Source organism: Dyadobacter sp. NIV53, from assembly GCF_019711195.1.
Classification (GTDB): Bacteria; Bacteroidota; Bacteroidia; order Cytophagales; family Spirosomataceae; genus Dyadobacter.
On record NZ_CP081299.1, the window covers coordinates 4,079,562 to 4,099,993 of the forward strand.

Sequence of the window (20,432 nt, forward strand, 5' to 3'; positions counted from 1 at the left end):
CGGATGGCTTTCAGGCTAAACCCTCGACTGCCTTTCCTTTACTGTCAAACAATATGTTAGACAGATAACCGATATAATACGTATCTGTTTCTTCAAAGGTGAGTCCTTCCATGATCAGTTCTATTTCCCGGACGGATACTTTACGATACTTAGGATTCATTGTGCCGCCGTATTCTCCCGCTTTGGCTATTGGGTTCCACTGGTATTTTGCATCAACCAGACTTCCTCTTGCGGCCATGATCGGAGGAGGTAATAATGATCCCCGAAAATCAGCATTTGCAGGATGATCCAGCCCGAGGCTGTGGCCAAATTCGTGAGCAGCGGTTGTTGAAATTCCCAGGTTGTCTGTGGTCAGCCAATGTCCGGCATTGTCACCCAGGCCATAACCCATAAAGGAACGGGTAATTACATTTTCGTTTTCTATTCTGATAAAATTATTTCTGTAATCCTGATTGACAGTAGCCATTTCCAATGCATCAAAATGAGTAATAACCTCATAACTAATGTCAAAAATTACTTGTAAAACGTTACCTTTTATCGTTACAGTTCCATTTGGTTCATTATACATTCTGTTAATTTCTTCAACAATCAGTGCGCCAATTTCCTGGTTTGCCTCTGATCCGTAGAGATATAATTTTGAAGAAATAAGAACCTGCTTCTTATCATATAGTATGTTTGCGACTGCTGCCATGTCTGTTGATTGAGCGATGGGAATTATTGATTACTCAAGATATGTTATAGAATTAGTAGATGTTACTTTATAAAGGTTATATTTAAGTTGAATGAGTTAATTATTTCTTAAAATTAATACATTTTTGTAGCTTAATACCCGGATGGAATCCCGGAAAAGATTACAAAGCAAAAGTGGTATTAATTAGGCATAAATGCCTTGATTAACGAAGAATGACAAGCGAAATTATCAAGTACATTTGATCAACAATGATATCTAAAAAAGCAAAATACGCTCTTAAAGCGCTTAAAGTGTTAGCCGAACAATTTGGTAAAGGCCCGGTGCTAATTTCTTACATTGCAGAGAAAGAGAAGATTCCAAAGAAATTTCTGGAAGCAATTTTATTGGATCTGCGTAATAATGGAGTTCTTCAGAGTCAGAAAGGAAAGGGTGGAGGATATATGTTAAGAGTTCCTCCTGGCGAAGTAAGTTTTTCTAAAGTCCTGAGAATTATCGACGGGCCAATTGCACCTGCCTTGTGCGTTTCCATGTTTTTTTATGGCAGATGCGACGATTGCAAGGATGAAGAAACATGCAGCCTGCGTACGGTGCTGGAAAAATGGAGAGATGCGAACCTGGCTGTTTTGGATAAAACCACACTGACAGATTTGCTCAGGGCAGACAATGCACCGGTACTGGATGTGCTTTCCTGATTACAGCCGGTCTTTGCGAACGTATAGCCGGGTATCATCAACATAAGCAACCAATGCGTAATGGTGGTTAATAAATTCAGCCAGCACAGGATAATTATCAACTCCCTGTGTTGGCTTATCCTGAACCCACAAACTGTTTTTTCCCACTGCATCCACAATTACAATTGGTTTATTTGTTTTCAGGTCACTGACGTAACGGCTCAGATAGCGGTTTTGCATCGGATGCTTATATATTGACCTGATACTATGATTTTCTGCAATGCCCTGCAACATTTGTGTTTCTACATAAAACTGACAATTCCATCCCCATACAGCCAGGTAATCACCACGGTTTCCATATTTTAGTATCTCCTTTGCTACATCGGTAAATGGCAGCTCTCTATTTACCTTACTGTTCGAAACGTACTGGTTCAGGCTTACGTTATGCAAAACATTATTCGTTTTGAAAACTACACAGCATAGCAGCGTAAAAATGCAGAAACCAAAGATGTGGTTAACTTTTGTCTGAAAGCGGACAAGATAATTTGCAAAGAAAAGTGCTATCGGAATCAATGCAAAAAGCCAGTAGTGTAAATAGCCGGATCCTGTACGTGAAATAGCAAGTAATGTGAACAATACCCAGAGGAGCGGAAAAATAAATAGGCCTGCTTTAAATTGATTTTGCCGGGATGTTGAGAATAGAACGAACAAAACCAATACAATTTGTGGAATCAGAAATAAAATTACCGTTGGAGCAAGAAGCAGGTTTGCAGGTAATACCAAAATATTATCCCACCAGGATATATCACCACCGTATTGTAAATTTCCCTGAATATAAAAAGTTAAAAAATCCTGAAATACATTGCCTGCGACCATCAATATGGCTAAAATGGCTAATGTCCCTAATCCTCCGGCAATAAACCAAAGACCTTCGTTAAATAATTTTCTTCTTTCCCAAAATATATAAAAACTCCATAAAACAAGGATAAATACCATAGGTAAGGTTTGTAATTTACCAAATGGTAATAGTGCTGTGAGTGAACCTAAAAGGATCGGAAATAATATAATACCGGATTTACTCTTATAAATTACGGACAGTATATACGTAATTATTCCCATTAATGCTACCGGCAAATGTTCGCTGGAATAATGAACAAAATCGCTTTGTTGTGTGAATGCAAAGAAAACCAGCAAAGGATATAAGCAAGCCATGGCGACAACCTTTCCAAACCAGTTGCGGAGAGCAAAGTAAAAGCTTATTAAAGCAACAAAAACCAGTATCAATGCTCCGGAGTGTGCTGTCGTGTAATCAAAAACACCTCTGAATAAGGCAGGAATAATCAAAAAGTAACTGCCTAGCGGACCTCCGGTTGTTCCGTCTACTGAACGCCAGTATACAGGATCATGAAATAGTGTCATTCCCTGGCTCAGCATCTGGCTCTCATCGGCATTCAGCTCCCGATTAAAAAGTATCACCGGAATTCTCATCCAGACAAGGAGAAACGTTCCGCTAATAAGGTATAAGAGCTCAGTTTCAGTTCTTTGAAATTTAATTTGAGCGTAAATAAGAATACAAAGCAACAAAGCAATGGTGTAACCCGCTAACCAGTATAAAAGAGGATTCGAGCTGAATTCAATATTCATTGTGTGTATCTGCCTTTTAACAAAAATTGCCCGTACCGGTTATTTTATTCTGCTATTATTATAATAAGGTATAATAATAGTTGTTTAGTGTGGTGGCTAAAAAATAATCTCCGAACAAGTTATAAAATTTACTTATCCGGAGATTATTAAGATCAGCATAAATTATTTTACGCTCGCCAGCCTGGATGATATTCCATCGTGAATTTGTGTCAGCGTTTCAACAAGGCCAAATTCCCAGTCCCAGCCAGGATAATGTTCTTTGAATTTGGAAAGATCGCTTACATACCAGATATGATCTCCCACGCGGTTGGTATCTGAATATGAATGTGAAAGTTTGTTTCCTGTAATAGTTTCGCAAAGTGCGATGGCTTCAATCATAGAGCAATTGGCAAACCTTCCGCCTCCGGCATTGTAAACTTCACCTGGACGGGGATTTTGGTAAAAATGCCAGAACATATTTACCAGATCATGGCTATGGATGTTGTCACGAACCTGTTTTCCTTTGTATCCAAAAATGGTATAGTGATTTCCGGTAATTGCACATTTCATTAAATATGCAAGAAAACCGTGTAACTGAGCTCCTGAATGATTAGGCCCGGTAAGGCATCCACCACGGAAAACCGCGGTTTTCATACCAAAATATTTGCCATATTCCTGAACCATAATATCGGCGGCTACTTTCGAAGCACCAAAAATGGAGTGTTTAGTATGGTCAATACTATGGTTTTCATCAATGCCGTTCTTGAAATATTTATGATTCTCGTCAATTTCATAACGTGTTTCAAGTTCTATCAGAGGGAGGTAATTAGGATTGTCTCCGTATACTTTGTTAGTCGAGGTAAAAATAAACACAGCTTCCGGTGCATGCAGGCGGGTCATTTCCAGCATATTGAGTGTTCCGACAGCATTGACACCAAAATCCGTAAATGGCTCACGTGCTGCCCAATCGTGGCTTGGTTGTGCTGCGGCGTGAATGATCAGTTTTATATCAGTTCCGAATTCCTTGAAAATAGGTTCCAGCTGGTTAACTTCACGGATATCAGCAGCATAATGTTTGTAATTATTAAATGCATCCTGGATCCTGTTCTTGTTCCATTCTGTATTTCCATCAGCTCCAAAAAAATATTCACGCAGATTATTATCAACGCCAATTATAAGATCAAATTTATCTGCCAGGAAGGCCACAGATTCGCTTCCTATCAGTCCGGCTGAACCGGTTACCAAGGCTATATTCATGATTTTGTGTATTATTTATTACTTAGTCAATGTGTAAGAACTACAATTTTAATTACTTTGAGATAGTAAAGTAAATTAAAATTGTTCAATTGTCACAACTTCATTCAATTAATGAAAATTCCTTTACAGGAAATATTTCCACAAATTTCAATACAGGCATATTGAAATTGTTCAATTTGCATATTTGAGATATTTGTTAAAAAAAAAGATACCCCCATTAAAATGAGGATATCCCAAAATATATCTTGGCTTAAAAAATTATTCTACTACAACAGCGCTGGATGCTCCACCGAACAATTTTGCACGAATTGCATTCACACGTGTTTCAATTTCAGGTTTTGCTTCGTACTTGAATGACATCTGTTTTGGCAAAGAATCAGGGCTCACACCGTATACATACTGATTTGTTGCGTTTACATCAGTCTGGCCTATATGGTTATATTTTTGATAATCACAGGAAGACAACAGTGCCACACATGCCACAAATGCTACTATTTTACTAAATTTCATCTTTGTATCGGTTCAAAGTAATATGCACAAAAATAACCGCCTTTTTAACAACCACCAAATTGTGGGAACGATATTGTTAAATTTTTAATCGTTCCAGCTCGGTTCTAACGAATTGCATGAGTTCGGTAATGTGTTTTTGGGAAAAATCAAACGGGATATTGGCTGCCGCGTAAATTTCAGTAATTGGTGCAGTATAGCCCAGTTTAAGTGCATCCAGGTAACCTTTCAGGCCAGCTTGCGGATTTTCGCGGTAATTTTTCCAAACCCCGATAGCTCCAAGCTGTGCAATACCATATTCTATATAGTAAAAAGGAACCTCATAAATATGTAACTGACGCTGCCAAAGATATTCCCTGAATTGTTCCAGCCCCGACCAGTCCATTACATTATCTGTAAACTGGCTGTAAATTTTCACCCACTCTTCAGTGCGTTGTTCAACAGCATGTTTCGGGTTTTCGTACATCCAATGCTGGAATTTATCAACTGTTGCTACCCAGGGAAGCGTTTCTATAATAGATTCCAGATGCTGTATCTTGGCACGTTTCAGATCTTGTTCATTGGTAAAAAACTCATCCCAGAAATCCATTGTGATCAGCTCCATCGACATCGATGCAACCTCAGCAACTTCTGACGGCGTATGTTTGAATGAATTTAGTGTTAGGCCACGCGTTACAAGTGAGTGCACGGCATGTCCGCCTTCATGCAGGATCGTAATCATATCACGAAGGTTGGAAGTTGCATTCATAAAAATGAAGGGAACGCCAATTTCATCCAGAGGATAATTGTAACCACCCGGCGCTTTTCCTTTCCTTGATTCCAGATCAAGATGTTTCATGGTTTTCATAATCCGCAGGCAATCTCCCAGAAACGGATCAAGGCGGCTGAAACAACGGATTGTTTTATCCAGTAATTCTTCACCTGTTTTAAATGGTACCAATGGAGCCAGTCCCTTTGGATCAACCTTGGTATCCCAGGGACGAAGTACGTCTACTTTTAACGCATCTTTTCTGCTCTTCGCCATTTCATCTAGTAATGGGACAACAGCTTCTTTTACAGATGCATGGAAGTCGAAGCAATCCTGCGGGGTATAATCAAACCGGCCCATTGCGGCAAACATATAATCTCTGTAATTGGCAAAACCGGCATTCCTGCCTACCTGATCACGAAGACTTACCAATTTGTTCAAAAGGTCATCCAGCTTTTCATGATCTTCGTAGCGACGGTTACTTATTGCACGCCAGGCTTCCTCCCGGATAGTACGATCGGTGGACTGAAGGCGGTCTGCTGCTTTTTGCAAAGTTATTTCCTCGCCATCTAATGTCACCGTCATAGCACCGGCAATGGCGCCATACTTGCGTTCTTCTGTTTGCATTTCGGTAATGACCGGAATGTTTTCTTCCCGGAAAATCTCGATCGCTTTCTTCATTCCGCGAAGGGTAATATCAAATCCTTTTTCCGTCAAATCACCCAGAAATGCATTTTCAACTATTTTCTTATCCAGTTCATTACCATATTCCGCCAATTTTGGCTGTATTTCTGTGATAAAAAACTGTAATGCATTGATCAGGCCTGTGTTGGCTGTATCACATGTCTGACGGATATAACGCCAGGCGAAGTTTTCGGATAAGTATGATTCCAGTTCGCTGCGATCCAGAAACCATTGCCGCAGGTCTTGAACGGAATTTATTTCCCGGGTCTTAAGATTTTCGTAAAACGGCTGAAGATCTTCCCATTTTTTCAGATCAAATTCTTCCCCAATAAATAGCCTTTTTGAACGGGTAGGTATGTCTATTGTTTCCTGATTTGTCATTTTTCCTTTGTTGCCATAATTTGATGCTCAAAGGTAATGTTGAATAAGTGGAAAGTGCAAGGAAGTGTTTGGTTTTATCGGCCTTGAATTGCTGGCAGTTTTCACAATAAATTGGGCTATTCAAAAAGGTCTTGACCGAATTTTATGAATCGTTATGGTCGTAAAATGGCCAATTAAGTTACTAGCTCGTTCTGTGAGCAACTTTAGAATGATTTTGTTGATAATTTCAGTATCCTAAAAATGATAACGCAAGAAAAGGACACTAATATTTTGAATATGATGTGCATAAACCCATTCACCAAAATCTTTGTCTTCCGTGAGAATAATTCGTGGGGGATTTCTTGATAATTCAATAATTGATTCATCTGGAAGCGCCGCGCATTAATTCGTATATTGAATAGACTTCAAAACCAGCTTTTCTAATTCTATCTATTAGTCCATGATCAATATTTTCATCAGCCAAAATCATGCAGCTGATTCTAAATTTTCTTCATTGGCTATAAGTTCTGCGGCATATTGCAATATAGCCTGTATAGATTCCTTGTTTATATGAGGATACATTGAGAGCAATTCATCCATAGTAGCGCCTTCACCTAATTTACGCAAAATTAATTCAGCAGTTATACGCGTACCTTTTATAACAGGTTTACCCAACATTAAACGGTGGTCTGAAACAATATAATCTCTATTGTTCATATGTTTAAAAGCTATTGTTACAAAGTTAAAAGAAAACTCTAAAATCTGCTTTCAGTATGTAATTACTAAGGTAAATCAGAAAAACGAACGGGTTAAATGATTTTCCAAAGTCATTTAATCCGTGTTACATCAGTAAAATTATCGGTTATTACATTCTCTGTTTCCCTTACATTGGCAAAGGCATAATTCATTTTATCGCGATCAAATTCTTTTTCATTATTAGCCAGCCAGATTGTAGCCACGCAGTTTCCAATAATATTTGTAATTGCACGGGCTTCAGACATAAAACGGTCCACACCGAGTAATAACGCCAATCCTTCTATGGGGATAACTTTTATAGCTGTAAGCGTAGAAGCAAGCACCACAAATCCGCTTCCGGTAACCCCTGCTGCACCTTTTGAAGTTACCATTAAAATGCCAATTACTGAAAATATCTGCCCCATCGTGAGATGTACATTAAAAACCTGAGCCAGAAAGATCGTTGCCATAGAAAGATAAATGGTGGTTCCGTCCAGGTTAAATGAATAACCGGCAGGCACAACCAAACCCACAACCGGTTTTGAACAACCCATGCGTTCCAGCTTTTCCATAACGGAAGGAAGAGCCGCTTCAGACGAAGATGTACCCAGAACGATCAGTAATTCTTCACGGATATATTTCAGGAATGACCATATACTGATTTTGTATGTTCTTAAAATCAGTCCAAGTATGCCAAAAACAAAAATGGCCATTGTCATATATACAGTGATCATCAGCTTTCCCAAAGGCAGTAAAGTAGCGATTCCGTATTTACCGATTGTGAACGCCATACCGCCAAACGCACCGATCGGAGCAAATATCATAACCCAGTGTAAAGCCTTGAAAACATATTTGGAAGCAAAGCTCAGCCAGTGAATAACTTTATCTTTTCCGGAATATTTACTCAGAACAGTTCCTAAAACCAGTGAAAACAATAAAACCTGTAACGTTACATTATCTAAGAAAAATTGTAACCAACTGAAATCATGTACTTTATTGGCATAAACAGATATGTCTCCTTTTTGCAGGTTATTCGTTACTACACCATCTCCCGGCCTGATAATATTTGCAACAATGACACCCACCAAAAGTGCTAATGTGGTTACTATTTCAAAATACAAAAGTGCTTTGGCTCCAACCTTACCTACTTTTTTCAGGTCACCCATTCCAATAATTCCCAGTGTGATGGTCAGGAAAATAATCGGGTTGATAAATATCTTGACGATCTGAATAAATCCTTTTCCTAGAAATTCCATTTCAATGCCCTTTTGAGGATAGTAATGGCCCAAAAGTGCACCGCAGGTAATAGCAGTCAGAACCCAGAAGGTTAGGTTGGTAAATAACTTTTTCAAAACTTTTTTAGCGTTAAGGAATATACAAATACTGCGTAATTGATTTGCTTCAAAATTACAGCAGTGGTGCAGCTTTGAAGATACAATAATTAAAGCCGTATGAATAAATAGGGTGCGAGAAAAGTAAATTTTTAATATTGTTTATACTTGGTCTAAATAAATATCCTATATTTGCCCATACAGACGTAATGGCGAAATCAAAATTCCTGAATATTAAAATTAATCCAGTGGCATTTTAATTCAAGTAATCATGCAAGACGACGCTTCGCACTCTTTTAATACCCTGCGTATTTTGAGCCAGTCAGACAACGGGTATATTGGCCAATGTAACTGCTGCGACCATTACAACTTCGTATTTGGCAACTTTCTGTTCATTTTTACAGAAGACGGATTGAATGGATTTCGTTCTGTATTATATGATAAAAACCAGTTTCATTCCATGGAAACGGCGTTGCCAAATGGTAAGAATGTCCTTCTGCCATCACCTATTCCAAATTTTATGCTGTCGTTTAATGAAGATGAAATGGAAGAAATAAAAGGACTTTTTCAGGAAACACTTCTGACACTGGAAATTGACAGGATTTTCGCTCACAAGAAATAGAAATACTTTAACAAACCCTAAATGTTAACTTTTAGAAAATCGTATTATTACTTACTCTTCGTTATGTTGCTGGTCTCAGGGCCAGCAACTGTTTTTGCTTCCCAATCTATGCGCATTGTGTCTGCAAATGGCACTTTGAGTGAGATTATCTCAGGATTAGGGTTAGAAAGCCAGTTAGTAGGCGTAGATATAACGAGTACCTATCCGGCTTCGATGGGGAAAATACCAAAAATAGGACACAACCGTAATATTTCAGCAGAAGGAATTATTACACTGAATCCGGACGTGATCGTTTATACGGATCAAAGTATGCTTTCTGCCAGTGTAATTAAGCAATTAAACAGCAGCGGCAAAAAGGTAGTTGAGTTCAAACAAGAGTATTCGAAAGAAGGGGCTATCAAACTGATCAGGGAAGTAGGCGCTTATTTCAATGCCAAACCACAGGCTGAAAAATTGGTAAAAAGCCTCGAAGCTGACATGGCTAAGATTACTAAACCTGCATCTCCGAAAAAACTTCTTTTCATATACGCAAGAGGGACAGGCACTTTAATGGTTTCGGGAACGGGAACCTCTCTCGATAAAATTTTTGCTTTGACCGGAAATAAAAATGCAGTTGAAGGTTTTACTGAATTTAAACCATTGACTTCCGAATCACTTTTAGCCGCTAATCCGGACGTACTTGTTTTATTTACAAGCGGACTGGAAAGTGTGGACGGTGCAGAAGGGCTTTTGAAAGTGCCTGGAATTGCTAATACCAATGCCGGAAGAAACCGGAAAATAGTTGCTATGGATGGACAGTTATTAACAGGTTTTGGGCCGAGATTAGGAAAGGCAGCCATGGAACTGGCTCAAAAAATTAAATAGTTATGCTGGCTGAAACGATTCGTAAATCAGAGACAAACATAGAAATACTTACTGTGGAAAAAGCCAGAAATTCGGTTTCTACCATGCGGGTTGCGGTTGTCCTGAGTTTGATTTTACTCGTTTGTATGGCATTCTCAGCAAGTACGGGTGCTTTGCCTATTTCTTTTAAAGAATTTGGTCAAATCATTGGATTTAAATTAGGGCTGACGAATGTTGCCGCTTACGAAGAACAAAAAGGACTCGTTTTTTGGATTATCCGGTTGCCGCGTGTTTGTCTGGCAGTACTTGTAGGAGCAGGGTTAGGCATTGCAGGAGCTTCCTTACAAGGACTTTTCCGTAACCCGATTGCCGATTCAGGATTGATAGGCGTTACTTCCGGAGCTTCACTATTTGCAGTGATTGTAATCATGCTGAATATTAAATATTTTGGGATCATCAGCGAAGTCGGAGGTGCTTATACATTATCTATGGCAGCGTTTATCGGAGCGGCACTTACAACGATGCTGGTCTATCAGTTATCAAAAGTTGCCGGCGACGGAGGAGTTGCCACGATTTTATTATGTGGTATTGCTATCAATGCTTTTGTAGGTGCTGTTACCGGATTAATGACTTATATGGCTACCGACGAACAGCTTCGTACTATAACTTTCTGGAGCCTTGGTAGCCTGGGCGGAGCTAACTGGACTTCGGTAATGGCAGTTGCACCTTTTGTTTTTTGTTCGGTTCTTTTTATGCCGTATTTATCCAAAGCCCTTAATTTGTTGGTTTTAGGAGAAAGCCAGGCTGCTGCATTGGGCGTAAATATGAAAACTCTAAAACGTCAGGTTATCATTCTGGCAACGATGGGTGTGGGTGCTTCAGTTGCCGTTGCTGGTACGATTGGTTTCGTAGGATTGGTTGTGCCGCATATTATCAGAAATGCATTTGGACCCGATCATAAGACACTCTTAGTCGGTTCAGCATTTGGTGGGGCTATTGTATTAACATTGGCAGATACCATTTCCCGTACCATTGTAGCTCCTTCCGAATTACCGATTGGAATCATTACAGCTCTTTTGGGTACGCCGTTTTTTCTTTATATTCTTTGGAACCAGAAAAGAAGCAGGATATGATAGAAGCAAGTAATGTTCACTTTGGTGTTAAAAACAGATCGCTCGTTAAAGACATTAATTTCCAGGCCAGAACAGGCGAATTCTGGGCAATAGTAGGGGCCAATGGAGCAGGAAAATCAACGCTGATGAAGTTGTTGTCACGGGAACATACTCCTACTTCCGGCACTATTTCATTTCATGGAAAAGATCTTAAAAAGTATAAACTGAAAGAACTGGCTCAGCGCCGTGCCGTACTAGCCCAGCAAAATTCTATTACACTTGCTTTTACAGTCCAGGAAATCGTTCAAATGGGACGTTATCCTTTTTATGATTCACAACCAACTCAGCGCGACCTCGCCATTGTAGATCATTGCCTTCAAAAAGTAGGAATTGCCTGTTTAAAAAACCGTTTATTTCCAACACTTTCCGGAGGAGAACAACAACGCGTGCAGCTGGCAAGAACACTGGCTCAGGTTTGGGGGGTAAAAGACGGATTCATTTTATTGGATGAACCTACAACCGGAATGGATTTGCTGCATCAGTATGAAACGTTCCGGCTGGCGCGTGAAATGACCGGAAAAGGTTATGGTGTTATTGCAGTTGTACATGATCTGAATCTGGCATTACAATACGCAGACCGGGTTTTAATGATGAAAGATGGCTGTTCTTTTTCAATAGGAACGCCGGAACAGGTACTTACCGAAGATCATATCAAAGCCGCTTTCGGATTATCTGTACGCATTATACAGCCTGACAATACCCATTTTCCGATTATTGTTCCCGATATGGTTCCTGCTCAGGTTGCAGTGTGATAAATTGAAAAACAAAATTTAACTATTTGAAAATCTTACTAATAAATATCTCAAAGTAAATTCACTATGAAAACGATCCTCACCACAAGCCGTACCGAACTGAAAGAAAGCTGGGCAGAATTTAAAGCCCAGAATCCGAAAACCCGTATCCGAGATGCAGCCAGAGAATTGAATACTACCGAAGCGGAACTGGTAGCGACAGGCATTGGAGAAAATGTTACACTTCTGGAAGGTGATTTTCGTGAATTATTAAAAGAAGTTGGCTCACTTGGCAATGTGATGGCATTAACGCGTAATGATCATGTGGTGCATGAACGAAAAGGAACGTATGAAAATGTGTCTTTTAATAACCATGTAGGACTTGTACTGGGGCCGGATATTGATTTGAGAATGTTTCTGGGAGATTGGAAATTTGGCTTTGCTGTTCATGAAAATGACCGGTTCAGTATTCAGTTTTTTAATAGCAACGGGGATGCCACGCATAAAATATACCTTACAGAAAAAAGCAATCAGGATGCTTACAATGCATTGGTAGAAAAATATAAAGCTGCTGAACAGGATGTATCTCTAGTTATTACCCCAAAACCTGAGAAAAAAACAGAAGAAGAAACGACTCCGGATATTGACGTCGCGGCGTTCCAGGCAGAATGGCTTGCACTGAAAGATACGCACGACTTTTTTACCTTATTGCGTAAATATAAATTATCCCGGAAACAGGCTTTGCGCAATGCACCTGAGGGCCATGCATACCAGATTAAACCTGAAAGTATGAAATCGGTATTCAATGCAGCCTCCGAATCACAGGTTCCCATTATGGTATTTGTATCAAACCAGAATTGCATTCAGATCCATACGGGGCCAATCAAAAAGATATTCGAGATGGGGCCATGGTTAAACATTATGGATCCGGAATTTAATCTGCATTTACGTGAAGACGCGATTGATGAGGCATGGGTTGTAAAAAAACCAAGTGAAGCTGGCATCGTAACAGGTATTGAACTGATTGATAAAGAAGGAACGATGTTTAATCAGTTTTTTGGAAAGCGTAAACCCGGCATTCCTGAACTGCCGGAATGGACTAAATTGGTTGAAGAATCGGTTTCGAGAGTTTAGATTTCAAAGCAGTCGCCGCGGGGTAAATGAGTTAATAGTGGCCGCCAAGTGGTTTAAAGTAAAAAAATAACCATTTATAATTTAAAGAAACAGAGAGCTAATAGCCATCGGCTAAAAGTCAGCAGCTAATAAATAAATTTCGTCATAGTAATTGGAAAGGGCTGATCCGTATTGGGTTAGTCCTTTTTTTGTGACTAATCAATAAGACATTCATCTAAAAACAGTGTTTCGGTTTAAAATTTCAAGTGTTTTAATTCAAATTATGAGAAATGCTTTTTCCCTCGTTCAGCTGTTTAAGAATATGGGAATACGTTATGTGGTTTTCAGAATCTGGTATATGCTGCAAATAAAAACCGGATGGCTAAAAATCCGTTTCCCGAAACATACCAGGCAATTACAATTTGTATCGTTAGAAACCTGGCATAATCTTCCGGTTCAGTTCTTTTCGAAAATAGATAATCCGGGAATTTTTAAAGATCAGGACTTTACTTCTATAAAAAACCGGATTGAATTAATCCATCAAAATAAATTTCTCTTTTTCAGTTCAAACTGGTTTACCGTTACAGATTGGCATACAAATCCTGAAACTGGTTTTACATATGAAAGTAATCGGCATTGGAGTGAAATTCCAGACTTTTTTCAGGAAGCAGGAGATATAAAATACATTTGGGAAAAATCAAGGTTTACTTTTCTGTATGATCTGATACGCTATGATTTCCATTTTCAGAAGGATCAATCCAGATTCGTTTTTGACCAGATAGAAAGCTGGATCAATTCAAATCCTGTCAATTGCGGGCCAAACTGGAAATGTGGACAAGAAATTACGCTACGCGTTTTAAACTGGACTTTTGCGCTTCAATATTATAAAGGCTCATTAAATCTTACTGAACAAGTTTTCGATAAAATTATCAACAGCATTTACAGACAAATGCAGCATGTAGAGCATAATATTAACTTTTCCCGAATTGCTGTGAGAAATAATCACGCTCTTACTGAAACACTGGGTTTGTACCTGACTGGCTTATTTTATCCGTTTTTTCCGGAAGGCAGACGTTGGAAAAAGAAAGGGAGAGAATGGTTTGAGAAAGAAATTGCATATCAGATTTATGAAGACGGAACGTTTCTGCAATTTTCCATGAATTATCATCGGGTTGTAATTCAGTTGCTAACCTGGGCGCTCAAATTAGCAGCATTGAATGAAGAACGATGGTGCGATACAGTTTATAACCGGGTTAAAAAATCCATTTACTTTCTCCGTTCATGCCAGGATGATAAGACAGGCTGGCTTCCCAATTATGGAAATAATGACGGCGCTCTTTTCTTTCCGTTAACCGAGTGTCATTTTCGGGATTTTCGCCCGCAACTTGGTTCCTTAGCTGATTTACTAAATATTGATTTAGGATATGAACCGGGAATTTGGCAGGAAGAAATGTTTTGGCTGGGGGGAGGAAAGGAGGAATTGGATAAAGGAAGTTTAGGGCATGGGATAGAGCAAGGGCAGGCTTATATCCTACCTTCTTCCCTTTCCTCCTTTCCTCCGATGTCAGTTTTCCCCAAAAGCGGTTATTACGTGTTACGGGATTCAGGTATGATCACTTTTCTTCGCTGTGGCAGTTATAAGGATCGTCCGTTTCAGGCTGATAACCTGCATTTGGATATTTGGGTGAATGGTGAAAATATTTTGCGTGATACCGGTTCTTACAAATATAATACAGACGAAAAATGGAGCCGTTATTTTATGGGAACGGCTGGACATAATACAGTAATATTAGGCGATTCTAACCAGATGCGTAAAGGAGCAGGATTCGTCTGGTATGATTGGATACGGAAAGCGGAGGGAAGTTGGAAACTGCATGAAGGAGGAAAGGACTTTGTCTTTGAAGGTCATTTTGAAGCGTTCAGGCAAGTAGGAAAAGGAATAAAACATACAAGGAAAGTCAGGAAAAAGATAGGCGAACTGTTTTGGGAAATAGAAGACCAGATAGAAAATGCTCCCAATAAATTGTTAATGAAACAGTTATGGCATCCATCCGACATCTTTTTCGAACAATATAGTATTCACGCATTTGATGAAAACGATGATGAAATACCTCCTTTAATTTCAACTGGCTGGTATTCCGGGTTTTATGGTGAAAAGGAAGAAAGTAAACAGATTACTTTTATCTCAGATAAACGTTATATCAGGACTGTTATTAGGTTTAAAGTTGTTCAAACTGTATAGCTTATGAACTATTGGTTCAATTCTCTATTTTTATAAAAAAAGAAGACATGCCATGACACTGACAATTAATATAGATGAGAAAAAGTTGCAGAAGGTTCGTTCAATAGTAGAGGGGCGAGGAGAAACTATAGAAAAAGCGTTGGAAGATTATTTGGATAATTTACTTCGGGAAAGCCGGGAATCCCATGAAATCGAAAACAAGGATTCTAAAATTTCAAGAATGCAAAGAATAAGCGAATTACAGAGCCAGGCTGGTATAAAGCCAGTTGAAGACTTTGATGATAAGGCAGATTACAGGGAACATATCATCAGAAAAAATGCATAAAATTTGAATTGACACTAATATTCTAATTGATCGCTTAATATTTAGAAAGCCATTTGACACCTTCGCATTCAAATTGTTTACAAAAGTTGAGGAAAATGAAATAATAGCATATACTTCTATTATAAATTTGATACATATTCATTATCAAGTAAGGAAAACTGCAAATGAATCGGTAACCAGAGAAATGATTCAACTAATTTCTGAAATTGTTATTGTTCACGAAATTTCGAATGCCAAACATACAAAAGCATTATTAAATACTACAATCAAAGATTTTGAAGATGCCGTTCAATACGAACTTGCAATATCATCCCAATCAGATTTTTTTATAACCCGTAATTTAAAAGACTTTCCGGTTTCAGCACCATTTATAGTGTGCGATGCCGAAACTTATCTCTACAAATACCGTCTCAACGAATAAGAAATATACATTTTTTGTAATTCTATTCCTTGATGCATATTTTACTTATTCATCAGTTTTTTCTGAAAGATGACGATGGCGGCGGTTCCAGATGGAATGAAATGAGTCGTATCTGGATAGAAGAAGGTTATCAGGTTACTGTTTTGACTGGCACGGTTCATTATATGGGACAGCAGTCAGATAAAACTTCCCGCAAATATTTTGCCGAACGAGTAAATAAAGATGGTGTAAAAGTGATTAGCTGCCATGTTTCCGAATCCTATACTACCGGTTTCTACAAAAAATTATGGGCATTTATCTCATTTATTTTTTCCAGTATTTATGGCGGGATATTTTATGGAAAAGATCAGTATGATTTGATCATTGTAACTTCGCCGCCGCTATTTGTAGGTATTACCGCAATTGTTCTTTCCTGGTGGAAACAAATTCCTTTTCTGTTTGAGATCAGAGATTTATGGCCGGAATCTGCTATTGAAGTTGGGGTTTTGAAAAACAAATTACTGATCAGGTTTGCTTATTGGTTTGAGCAAAATGTTTATCGCAAAGCCAAACTGATCAATGTTTTAACACCTGCTTTTCGCGAAATCCTGATCCAGGAGAAAAATATTCCGGCTGAAAAAATCATTTACATTTCTAATGGAGCGGATTTTCCATTGGCAGATCAGATTCGTGCTGATTTGGACGTTTCTGCTTTTCGAAAAGAATATCGGCTGGAAGGAAAGTTTGTTATAGTTTATGTAGGAGCGCATGGTATTGCGAATCACCTGATACAGATTATTGAGGCAGCCACTTTATTACAGAATACAAATGCTCACTTTTTGCTGATCGGTGATGGAAAAGAGAAAGAAGAATTGATGACAGAAGTACAAAAACGTAAACTTCTTAATATTCAGTTTTTAAATTCTGTATCGAAAAATGATGTATTCAAATATATTATGGCATCCGATATGGGAACTTCTGTTTTGAAAAAAACTGAAATTTTCAAAACGATCTATTCCAATAAAACCTTCGATTATTTTTCCTGTAAAAAACCTGTTTTAATGGCTATTGACGGAATTTCCAGGCTATTGGTTGAAGATGCGGATGCCGGTATTTTTATTGAGCCGGAAAATGCCAGGGATTTTGCTGATAAAGTCAAATACTACATTGACCGTCCTCATTTGCTGACTAGCCAGGGAGAAAACGGATATCATTATGCAAAGGTGCATTTTGACAGGGATGATTTGGCTAAAAAGTATTTGAATTATCTGACAAATTATTTTGGAAATCATCGGTAGCAAGGCTGGGTGTAAGAATCAGCACTGATTTAAGCCAAAATCCTGAACCGAAAAAGTCAACAACTGGTTTCTTAATAAAAAGAAATATTGAATGAAAAACATAGCAGATTTATTCCCGCTTTCAGTAACAAAAACCGCTTACTCCTATGCTGAATATATGGAATTGATGGAAACCGTAGTTTTGGAAAACAGGACAACCGGGCCAAAGCAATCGGAAGATATGAATTATTACACTAAGCTGAATTTGTCGAGAATGCAGCGACTGAATAAAAAAGTAGAAATTACGGATGAACTTACAAGTGCCATTGAGCAGATCGAAATACCACAGACCTGGTTTATTCTAACCGAAGCATGGTGTGGTGATGCCGCCCAGAATGTTCCTGTGATTGCGGCAGCTGTATTATCTAATCCTTTGATCAGTATAAAGTTGCTTCTTCGTGATGAAAATCCTGAGATCATGGATCAGTATACGACTGACGGCGGGCGTTCGATTCCTAAGCTGATTGCTGTGGATGAGGAGTTTAATGAACTATTCACATGGGGCCCGCGGCCGGAGGGTGCTCATAAATTGCTGCTCCAATATAAAACAAATTCTGCGGCAGGTGGTCCTGTCCAAACACATAAAGAATTCGCAGCAGATGTACAGCGCTGGTATATTGCTGATAAATCAGAATCGGTTCAAAAAGAATTAACGACGATTTTGGAAGCTCTGCTGGTAGAAAAGTAAGTTTTTATTCAGTTTACTCTATCTTTGTGATAGGCTGATTAGCCACTACAACGATTTTGAATTGACTATTGAGATCTTCTAACCTTGTCGACTTACTTTAAAAATATATCGGATGGAATAGGCACTACCCTGAAAGGGATGAGCATTACGTGGCGGCATTTGTGGCAGGCACGCAAACGCCGCACGTTCACAGATATTCGTTCCGGAAGTTTTTTTGATCTTCAGGAAGGAATGGTGACTATCCAATACCCACAGGAGGTAATTCCTATTCCGGATAACGGCCGTTATCGTCTGCACAATGAGATGGATGACTGCATTGTGTGCGATAAATGCGTAAAAGTATGTCCGGTTGATTGCATCGAAATCGAGCCGATCCGTGCGATTGAAGAGGTCGGGCGGGCTTCGGATGGTTCGCCAATCCGGTTGTATGCAGCAAAATTTGACATTGATATGGCAAAATGCTGTTACTGTGGACTTTGCACAACGGTATGCCCAACGGAATGTCTGACTATGACTAAGACCTTTGATTATAGTGAGCTGGATGTCAGGGATATGGTTTATAGTTATGCTAATCTGAGCCAGGAGGAAGCGGATGAAAAGCGGGCCTTGCTTGAACAATTCCAGAAAGAAAAAGAAGCACTGAAAGCCGCCCAAAAACCGGCAACTGCATCAGAAGTAACGCCAACAATTCCGGCGGCGCGTCCCGCTTTCAAACCGACAATCAAACCGAAACCACAGGAAACCGAGGCTAAAGAAGAAGTTCCGCTTACAGCAAAAGCTAAACCTGTTTTTCAGCCGCGTAAACCTACACCGGTTATTGCAAAAACAGAACAGGACGAATCAAAACCGGAGGAAGGAATTCAAAAAAACCTACCTCCAAAGTTACCTTTCAAGCCTTCTATGAAGCCAAAGGTTGAAAAGCATTTGGAACCGAATGAAGTTGCGGCAGAAGTTAACTCTCTTAATATTGTGGCGGACGACTCCGCTGCAGGTGATCCCGAAATTTTAATTTCAGAAGCAAAAGTTGTACCAACACCTGCCAAACCAGCCTTCCGTCCAACGATGAAGCCAAAGGCAGACGCAGCAATAAATCCTGAAACTCCTGTCTCAAAAACTTCTGAGGAGGTGCCAGTTGCGAAACCGATTTTCCGGCCAACAATGAAGCCGAAAACTGATACAACCATAAATCCCATTGATCCTGCGGCAGGCGAACCTGAAACTCCTGTCTCAAAAACTTCTGAGGAGGTGCCAGTTGCGAAACCGATTTTCCGGCCAACAATGAAACCGAAAATCAATCCGGCTCCTATTATTGACGAACCAGCTTCTGAATTAAAAACGGAAGAGAATATTAATGAAACAGAAGTTGTTGCTAAAATGAATGAAGACGAAATTATCCCTGAAAAGGAAGAAGTGCCAAAAGCCAAACCAGCATTTCGGCCAACGATGAAACCGAAACCAAAACAGGAATAACAGTCCAAGATTTTTATAACAAAATGGAAGCGACAGCATTTTACGGCTTTTCTATACTTGCCATTGCCTCGGCACTTTTTATATTATTTTCGAGAAATCTTATCTACGCGGCATTTGCTTTGTTTATGGCATTTTTGGGAATAGCGGCATTATATGTGTTGGCAGGTGCTGATTTTCTGGCAGTTACACAAATTATGGTATATGTGGGTGGAATACTGGTACTGCTTATTTTTGGTATTATGCTTACGCAGAAAACAAATAAAGAAGCCATATCTTCTACACCAAACAGAGTAGAAGTGCCGTTAACACGCGTGATCTGGGGATTTTTGATAGGTAGTGGCGCATTTGTTTTTTTAAGCTATATCATCTTAAGTTCACAGTTTAAAATGAACGGGAATATCATCAGCAGCAAATCAACTATCCAAACCATAGGTGTAGAATTAATGACAAGCCATCTTTTACCATTTGAAATCGCAGCAATTTTATTGTTAGTCGCTTTAATTGGTGCGGCTTATCTGGCGTTAAACCGTAATCCTGCTTCATGAATATCATTCCTTTAGAACATTATCTGATCGTAGCCGCGGCACTCTTTAGTATCGGATTGACAATTACTATTACAAAGCGGCATTTTATAGGAATATTGCTGGGTATTGAACTCATGCTGAATGCCGTTAACTTAAATCTTGTTGCATTCAGCCGCTATGATCCTGAGAAACTAAGCGGCCAATTATTTGCACTTTTTGTAATTGTCGTTGCCGCTGCGGAAGTAACTGTTGCATTAGCAATTATCCTGCGGGTCTATGGGCATTTCAAAACGGTCGACCCGGATAAAGTGAGTGAGTTGAAAAAGTAAGCAAGTAGAGGTGGGAGGAAAGTATAATG

21 protein-coding genes and 1 pseudogene are annotated in these 20,432 nt (G+C 39.2%); 14 read left to right on the forward strand and 8 right to left on the reverse strand.

The window, feature by feature from the left end:
* Nucleotides 1-10: 10 nt before the first annotated feature.
* Complete coding sequence (locus KZC02_RS16655) at nucleotides 11-691, reverse strand: matrixin family metalloprotease (protein WP_221389748.1); 681 nt, start codon at nucleotides 689-691, stop codon at nucleotides 11-13.
* 248 nt (nucleotides 692-939) lie between these two features.
* Here KZC02_RS16655 and KZC02_RS16660 point away from each other — a divergent pair, with 248 nt between their 5' ends.
* Nucleotides 940-1,383, forward strand: coding sequence for an Rrf2 family transcriptional regulator (locus KZC02_RS16660; RefSeq protein WP_221389749.1), 444 nt, complete (start codon nucleotides 940-942; stop codon nucleotides 1,381-1,383).
* Here KZC02_RS16660 and KZC02_RS16665 read toward each other — a convergent pair whose 3' ends face one another.
* From KZC02_RS16665 to dctA, 7 genes and pseudogenes are all read right to left on the reverse strand, one after another.
* Nucleotides 1,384-3,006, reverse strand: coding sequence for a hypothetical protein (locus KZC02_RS16665; protein ID WP_221389750.1), 1,623 nt, complete (start codon nucleotides 3,004-3,006; stop codon nucleotides 1,384-1,386). It lies immediately after the preceding gene.
* Between the two features lie 162 nt (nucleotides 3,007-3,168).
* Nucleotides 3,169-4,242 (reverse strand): NAD-dependent epimerase/dehydratase family protein, encoded by a 1,074-nt coding sequence (locus tag KZC02_RS16670; protein ID WP_221389751.1) that lies wholly within the window; start codon nucleotides 4,240-4,242, stop codon nucleotides 3,169-3,171.
* Nucleotides 4,243-4,500: 258 nt separating this feature from the next.
* Nucleotides 4,501-4,752 (reverse strand): hypothetical protein, encoded by a 252-nt coding sequence (locus KZC02_RS16675; RefSeq protein ID WP_221389752.1) that lies wholly within the window; start codon nucleotides 4,750-4,752, stop codon nucleotides 4,501-4,503.
* Nucleotides 4,753-4,828: 76 nt separating this feature from the next.
* Nucleotides 4,829-6,562 carry a M3 family oligoendopeptidase gene (locus KZC02_RS16680; protein ID WP_221389753.1) on the reverse strand — a complete coding sequence of 578 codons (1,734 nt, stop codon included), beginning with the start codon at nucleotides 6,560-6,562 and terminating at the stop codon, nucleotides 4,829-4,831.
* Nucleotides 6,563-6,796: 234 nt separating this feature from the next.
* Nucleotides 6,797-6,922, reverse strand: a pseudogene (locus KZC02_RS33355) (hypothetical protein); the annotation flags it as partial.
* 105 nt (nucleotides 6,923-7,027) lie between these two features.
* Complete coding sequence (locus tag KZC02_RS16690; protein WP_221389754.1) at nucleotides 7,028-7,258, reverse strand: DUF433 domain-containing protein; 231 nt, start codon at nucleotides 7,256-7,258, stop codon at nucleotides 7,028-7,030.
* Between the two features lie 110 nt (nucleotides 7,259-7,368).
* On the reverse strand, nucleotides 7,369-8,628 hold the full coding sequence (gene dctA, locus KZC02_RS16695; protein WP_221389755.1) for a C4-dicarboxylate transporter DctA: 1,260 nt from the start codon (nucleotides 8,626-8,628) through the stop codon (nucleotides 7,369-7,371).
* A 250-nt stretch (nucleotides 8,629-8,878) separates the two neighbouring features.
* Between dctA and KZC02_RS16700 the strand changes: the two genes are divergently transcribed.
* The 13 genes from KZC02_RS16700 to nuoK all read left to right on the forward strand — a co-directional run bounded on the left by KZC02_RS16700 (nucleotide 8,879) and on the right by nuoK (nucleotide 20,403).
* Complete coding sequence (locus KZC02_RS16700) at nucleotides 8,879-9,229, forward strand: DUF6686 family protein (protein WP_221389756.1); 351 nt, start codon at nucleotides 8,879-8,881, stop codon at nucleotides 9,227-9,229.
* Nucleotides 9,230-9,292: 63 nt separating this feature from the next.
* Nucleotides 9,293-10,093: a hemin ABC transporter substrate-binding protein gene (locus tag KZC02_RS16705; protein ID WP_221389757.1), complete on the forward strand. Its 801-nt coding sequence runs from the start codon at nucleotides 9,293-9,295 to the stop codon at nucleotides 10,091-10,093.
* 2 nt (nucleotides 10,094-10,095) lie between these two features.
* The gene (locus tag KZC02_RS16710; protein WP_229253638.1) at nucleotides 10,096-11,205 is read left to right on the forward strand and encodes an iron ABC transporter permease; all 1,110 of its coding nucleotides are present in this window, start codon (nucleotides 10,096-10,098) and stop codon (nucleotides 11,203-11,205) included.
* The gene (locus KZC02_RS16715) at nucleotides 11,202-11,996 is read left to right on the forward strand and encodes a heme ABC transporter ATP-binding protein (RefSeq protein WP_221389758.1); all 795 of its coding nucleotides are present in this window, start codon (nucleotides 11,202-11,204) and stop codon (nucleotides 11,994-11,996) included. The genes KZC02_RS16710 and KZC02_RS16715 overlap by 4 nt, the downstream gene beginning before the upstream one ends.
* Before the next feature lie 66 nt (nucleotides 11,997-12,062).
* Nucleotides 12,063-13,109, forward strand: coding sequence for a hemin-degrading factor (locus KZC02_RS16720; RefSeq protein WP_221389759.1), 1,047 nt, complete (start codon nucleotides 12,063-12,065; stop codon nucleotides 13,107-13,109).
* 262 nt (nucleotides 13,110-13,371) lie between these two features.
* Nucleotides 13,372-15,330 carry an alginate lyase family protein gene (locus KZC02_RS16725; protein ID WP_229253639.1) on the forward strand — a complete coding sequence of 653 codons (1,959 nt, stop codon included), beginning with the start codon at nucleotides 13,372-13,374 and terminating at the stop codon, nucleotides 15,328-15,330.
* Between the two features lie 52 nt (nucleotides 15,331-15,382).
* Nucleotides 15,383-15,655, forward strand: a complete 273-nt coding sequence (locus KZC02_RS16730) for a hypothetical protein (RefSeq protein ID WP_221389760.1) — start codon at nucleotides 15,383-15,385, stop codon at nucleotides 15,653-15,655.
* Between the two features lie 19 nt (nucleotides 15,656-15,674).
* The gene (locus KZC02_RS16735; RefSeq protein WP_255637484.1) at nucleotides 15,675-16,076 is read left to right on the forward strand and encodes a PIN domain-containing protein; all 402 of its coding nucleotides are present in this window, start codon (nucleotides 15,675-15,677) and stop codon (nucleotides 16,074-16,076) included.
* A 32-nt stretch (nucleotides 16,077-16,108) separates the two neighbouring features.
* Entirely contained in the window at nucleotides 16,109-17,353 is a 1,245-nt protein-coding gene (locus tag KZC02_RS16740) for a glycosyltransferase family 4 protein (RefSeq protein WP_221389761.1), read from the forward strand.
* 91 nt (nucleotides 17,354-17,444) lie between these two features.
* Nucleotides 17,445-18,080: a thioredoxin family protein gene (locus tag KZC02_RS16745; RefSeq protein WP_221389762.1), complete on the forward strand. Its 636-nt coding sequence runs from the start codon at nucleotides 17,445-17,447 to the stop codon at nucleotides 18,078-18,080.
* An 84-nt stretch (nucleotides 18,081-18,164) separates the two neighbouring features.
* Nucleotides 18,165-19,550: a 4Fe-4S binding protein gene (locus KZC02_RS16750; protein ID WP_229253640.1), complete on the forward strand. Its 1,386-nt coding sequence runs from the start codon at nucleotides 18,165-18,167 to the stop codon at nucleotides 19,548-19,550.
* Nucleotides 19,551-19,573: 23 nt separating this feature from the next.
* The gene (locus KZC02_RS16755) at nucleotides 19,574-20,095 is read left to right on the forward strand and encodes an NADH-quinone oxidoreductase subunit J (protein WP_221389763.1); all 522 of its coding nucleotides are present in this window, start codon (nucleotides 19,574-19,576) and stop codon (nucleotides 20,093-20,095) included.
* Complete coding sequence (gene nuoK / locus KZC02_RS16760) at nucleotides 20,092-20,403, forward strand: NADH-quinone oxidoreductase subunit NuoK (protein ID WP_304488622.1); 312 nt, start codon at nucleotides 20,092-20,094, stop codon at nucleotides 20,401-20,403. The genes KZC02_RS16755 and nuoK overlap by 4 nt, the downstream gene beginning before the upstream one ends.
* The last annotated feature ends 29 nt before the right edge of the window (nucleotides 20,404-20,432 follow it).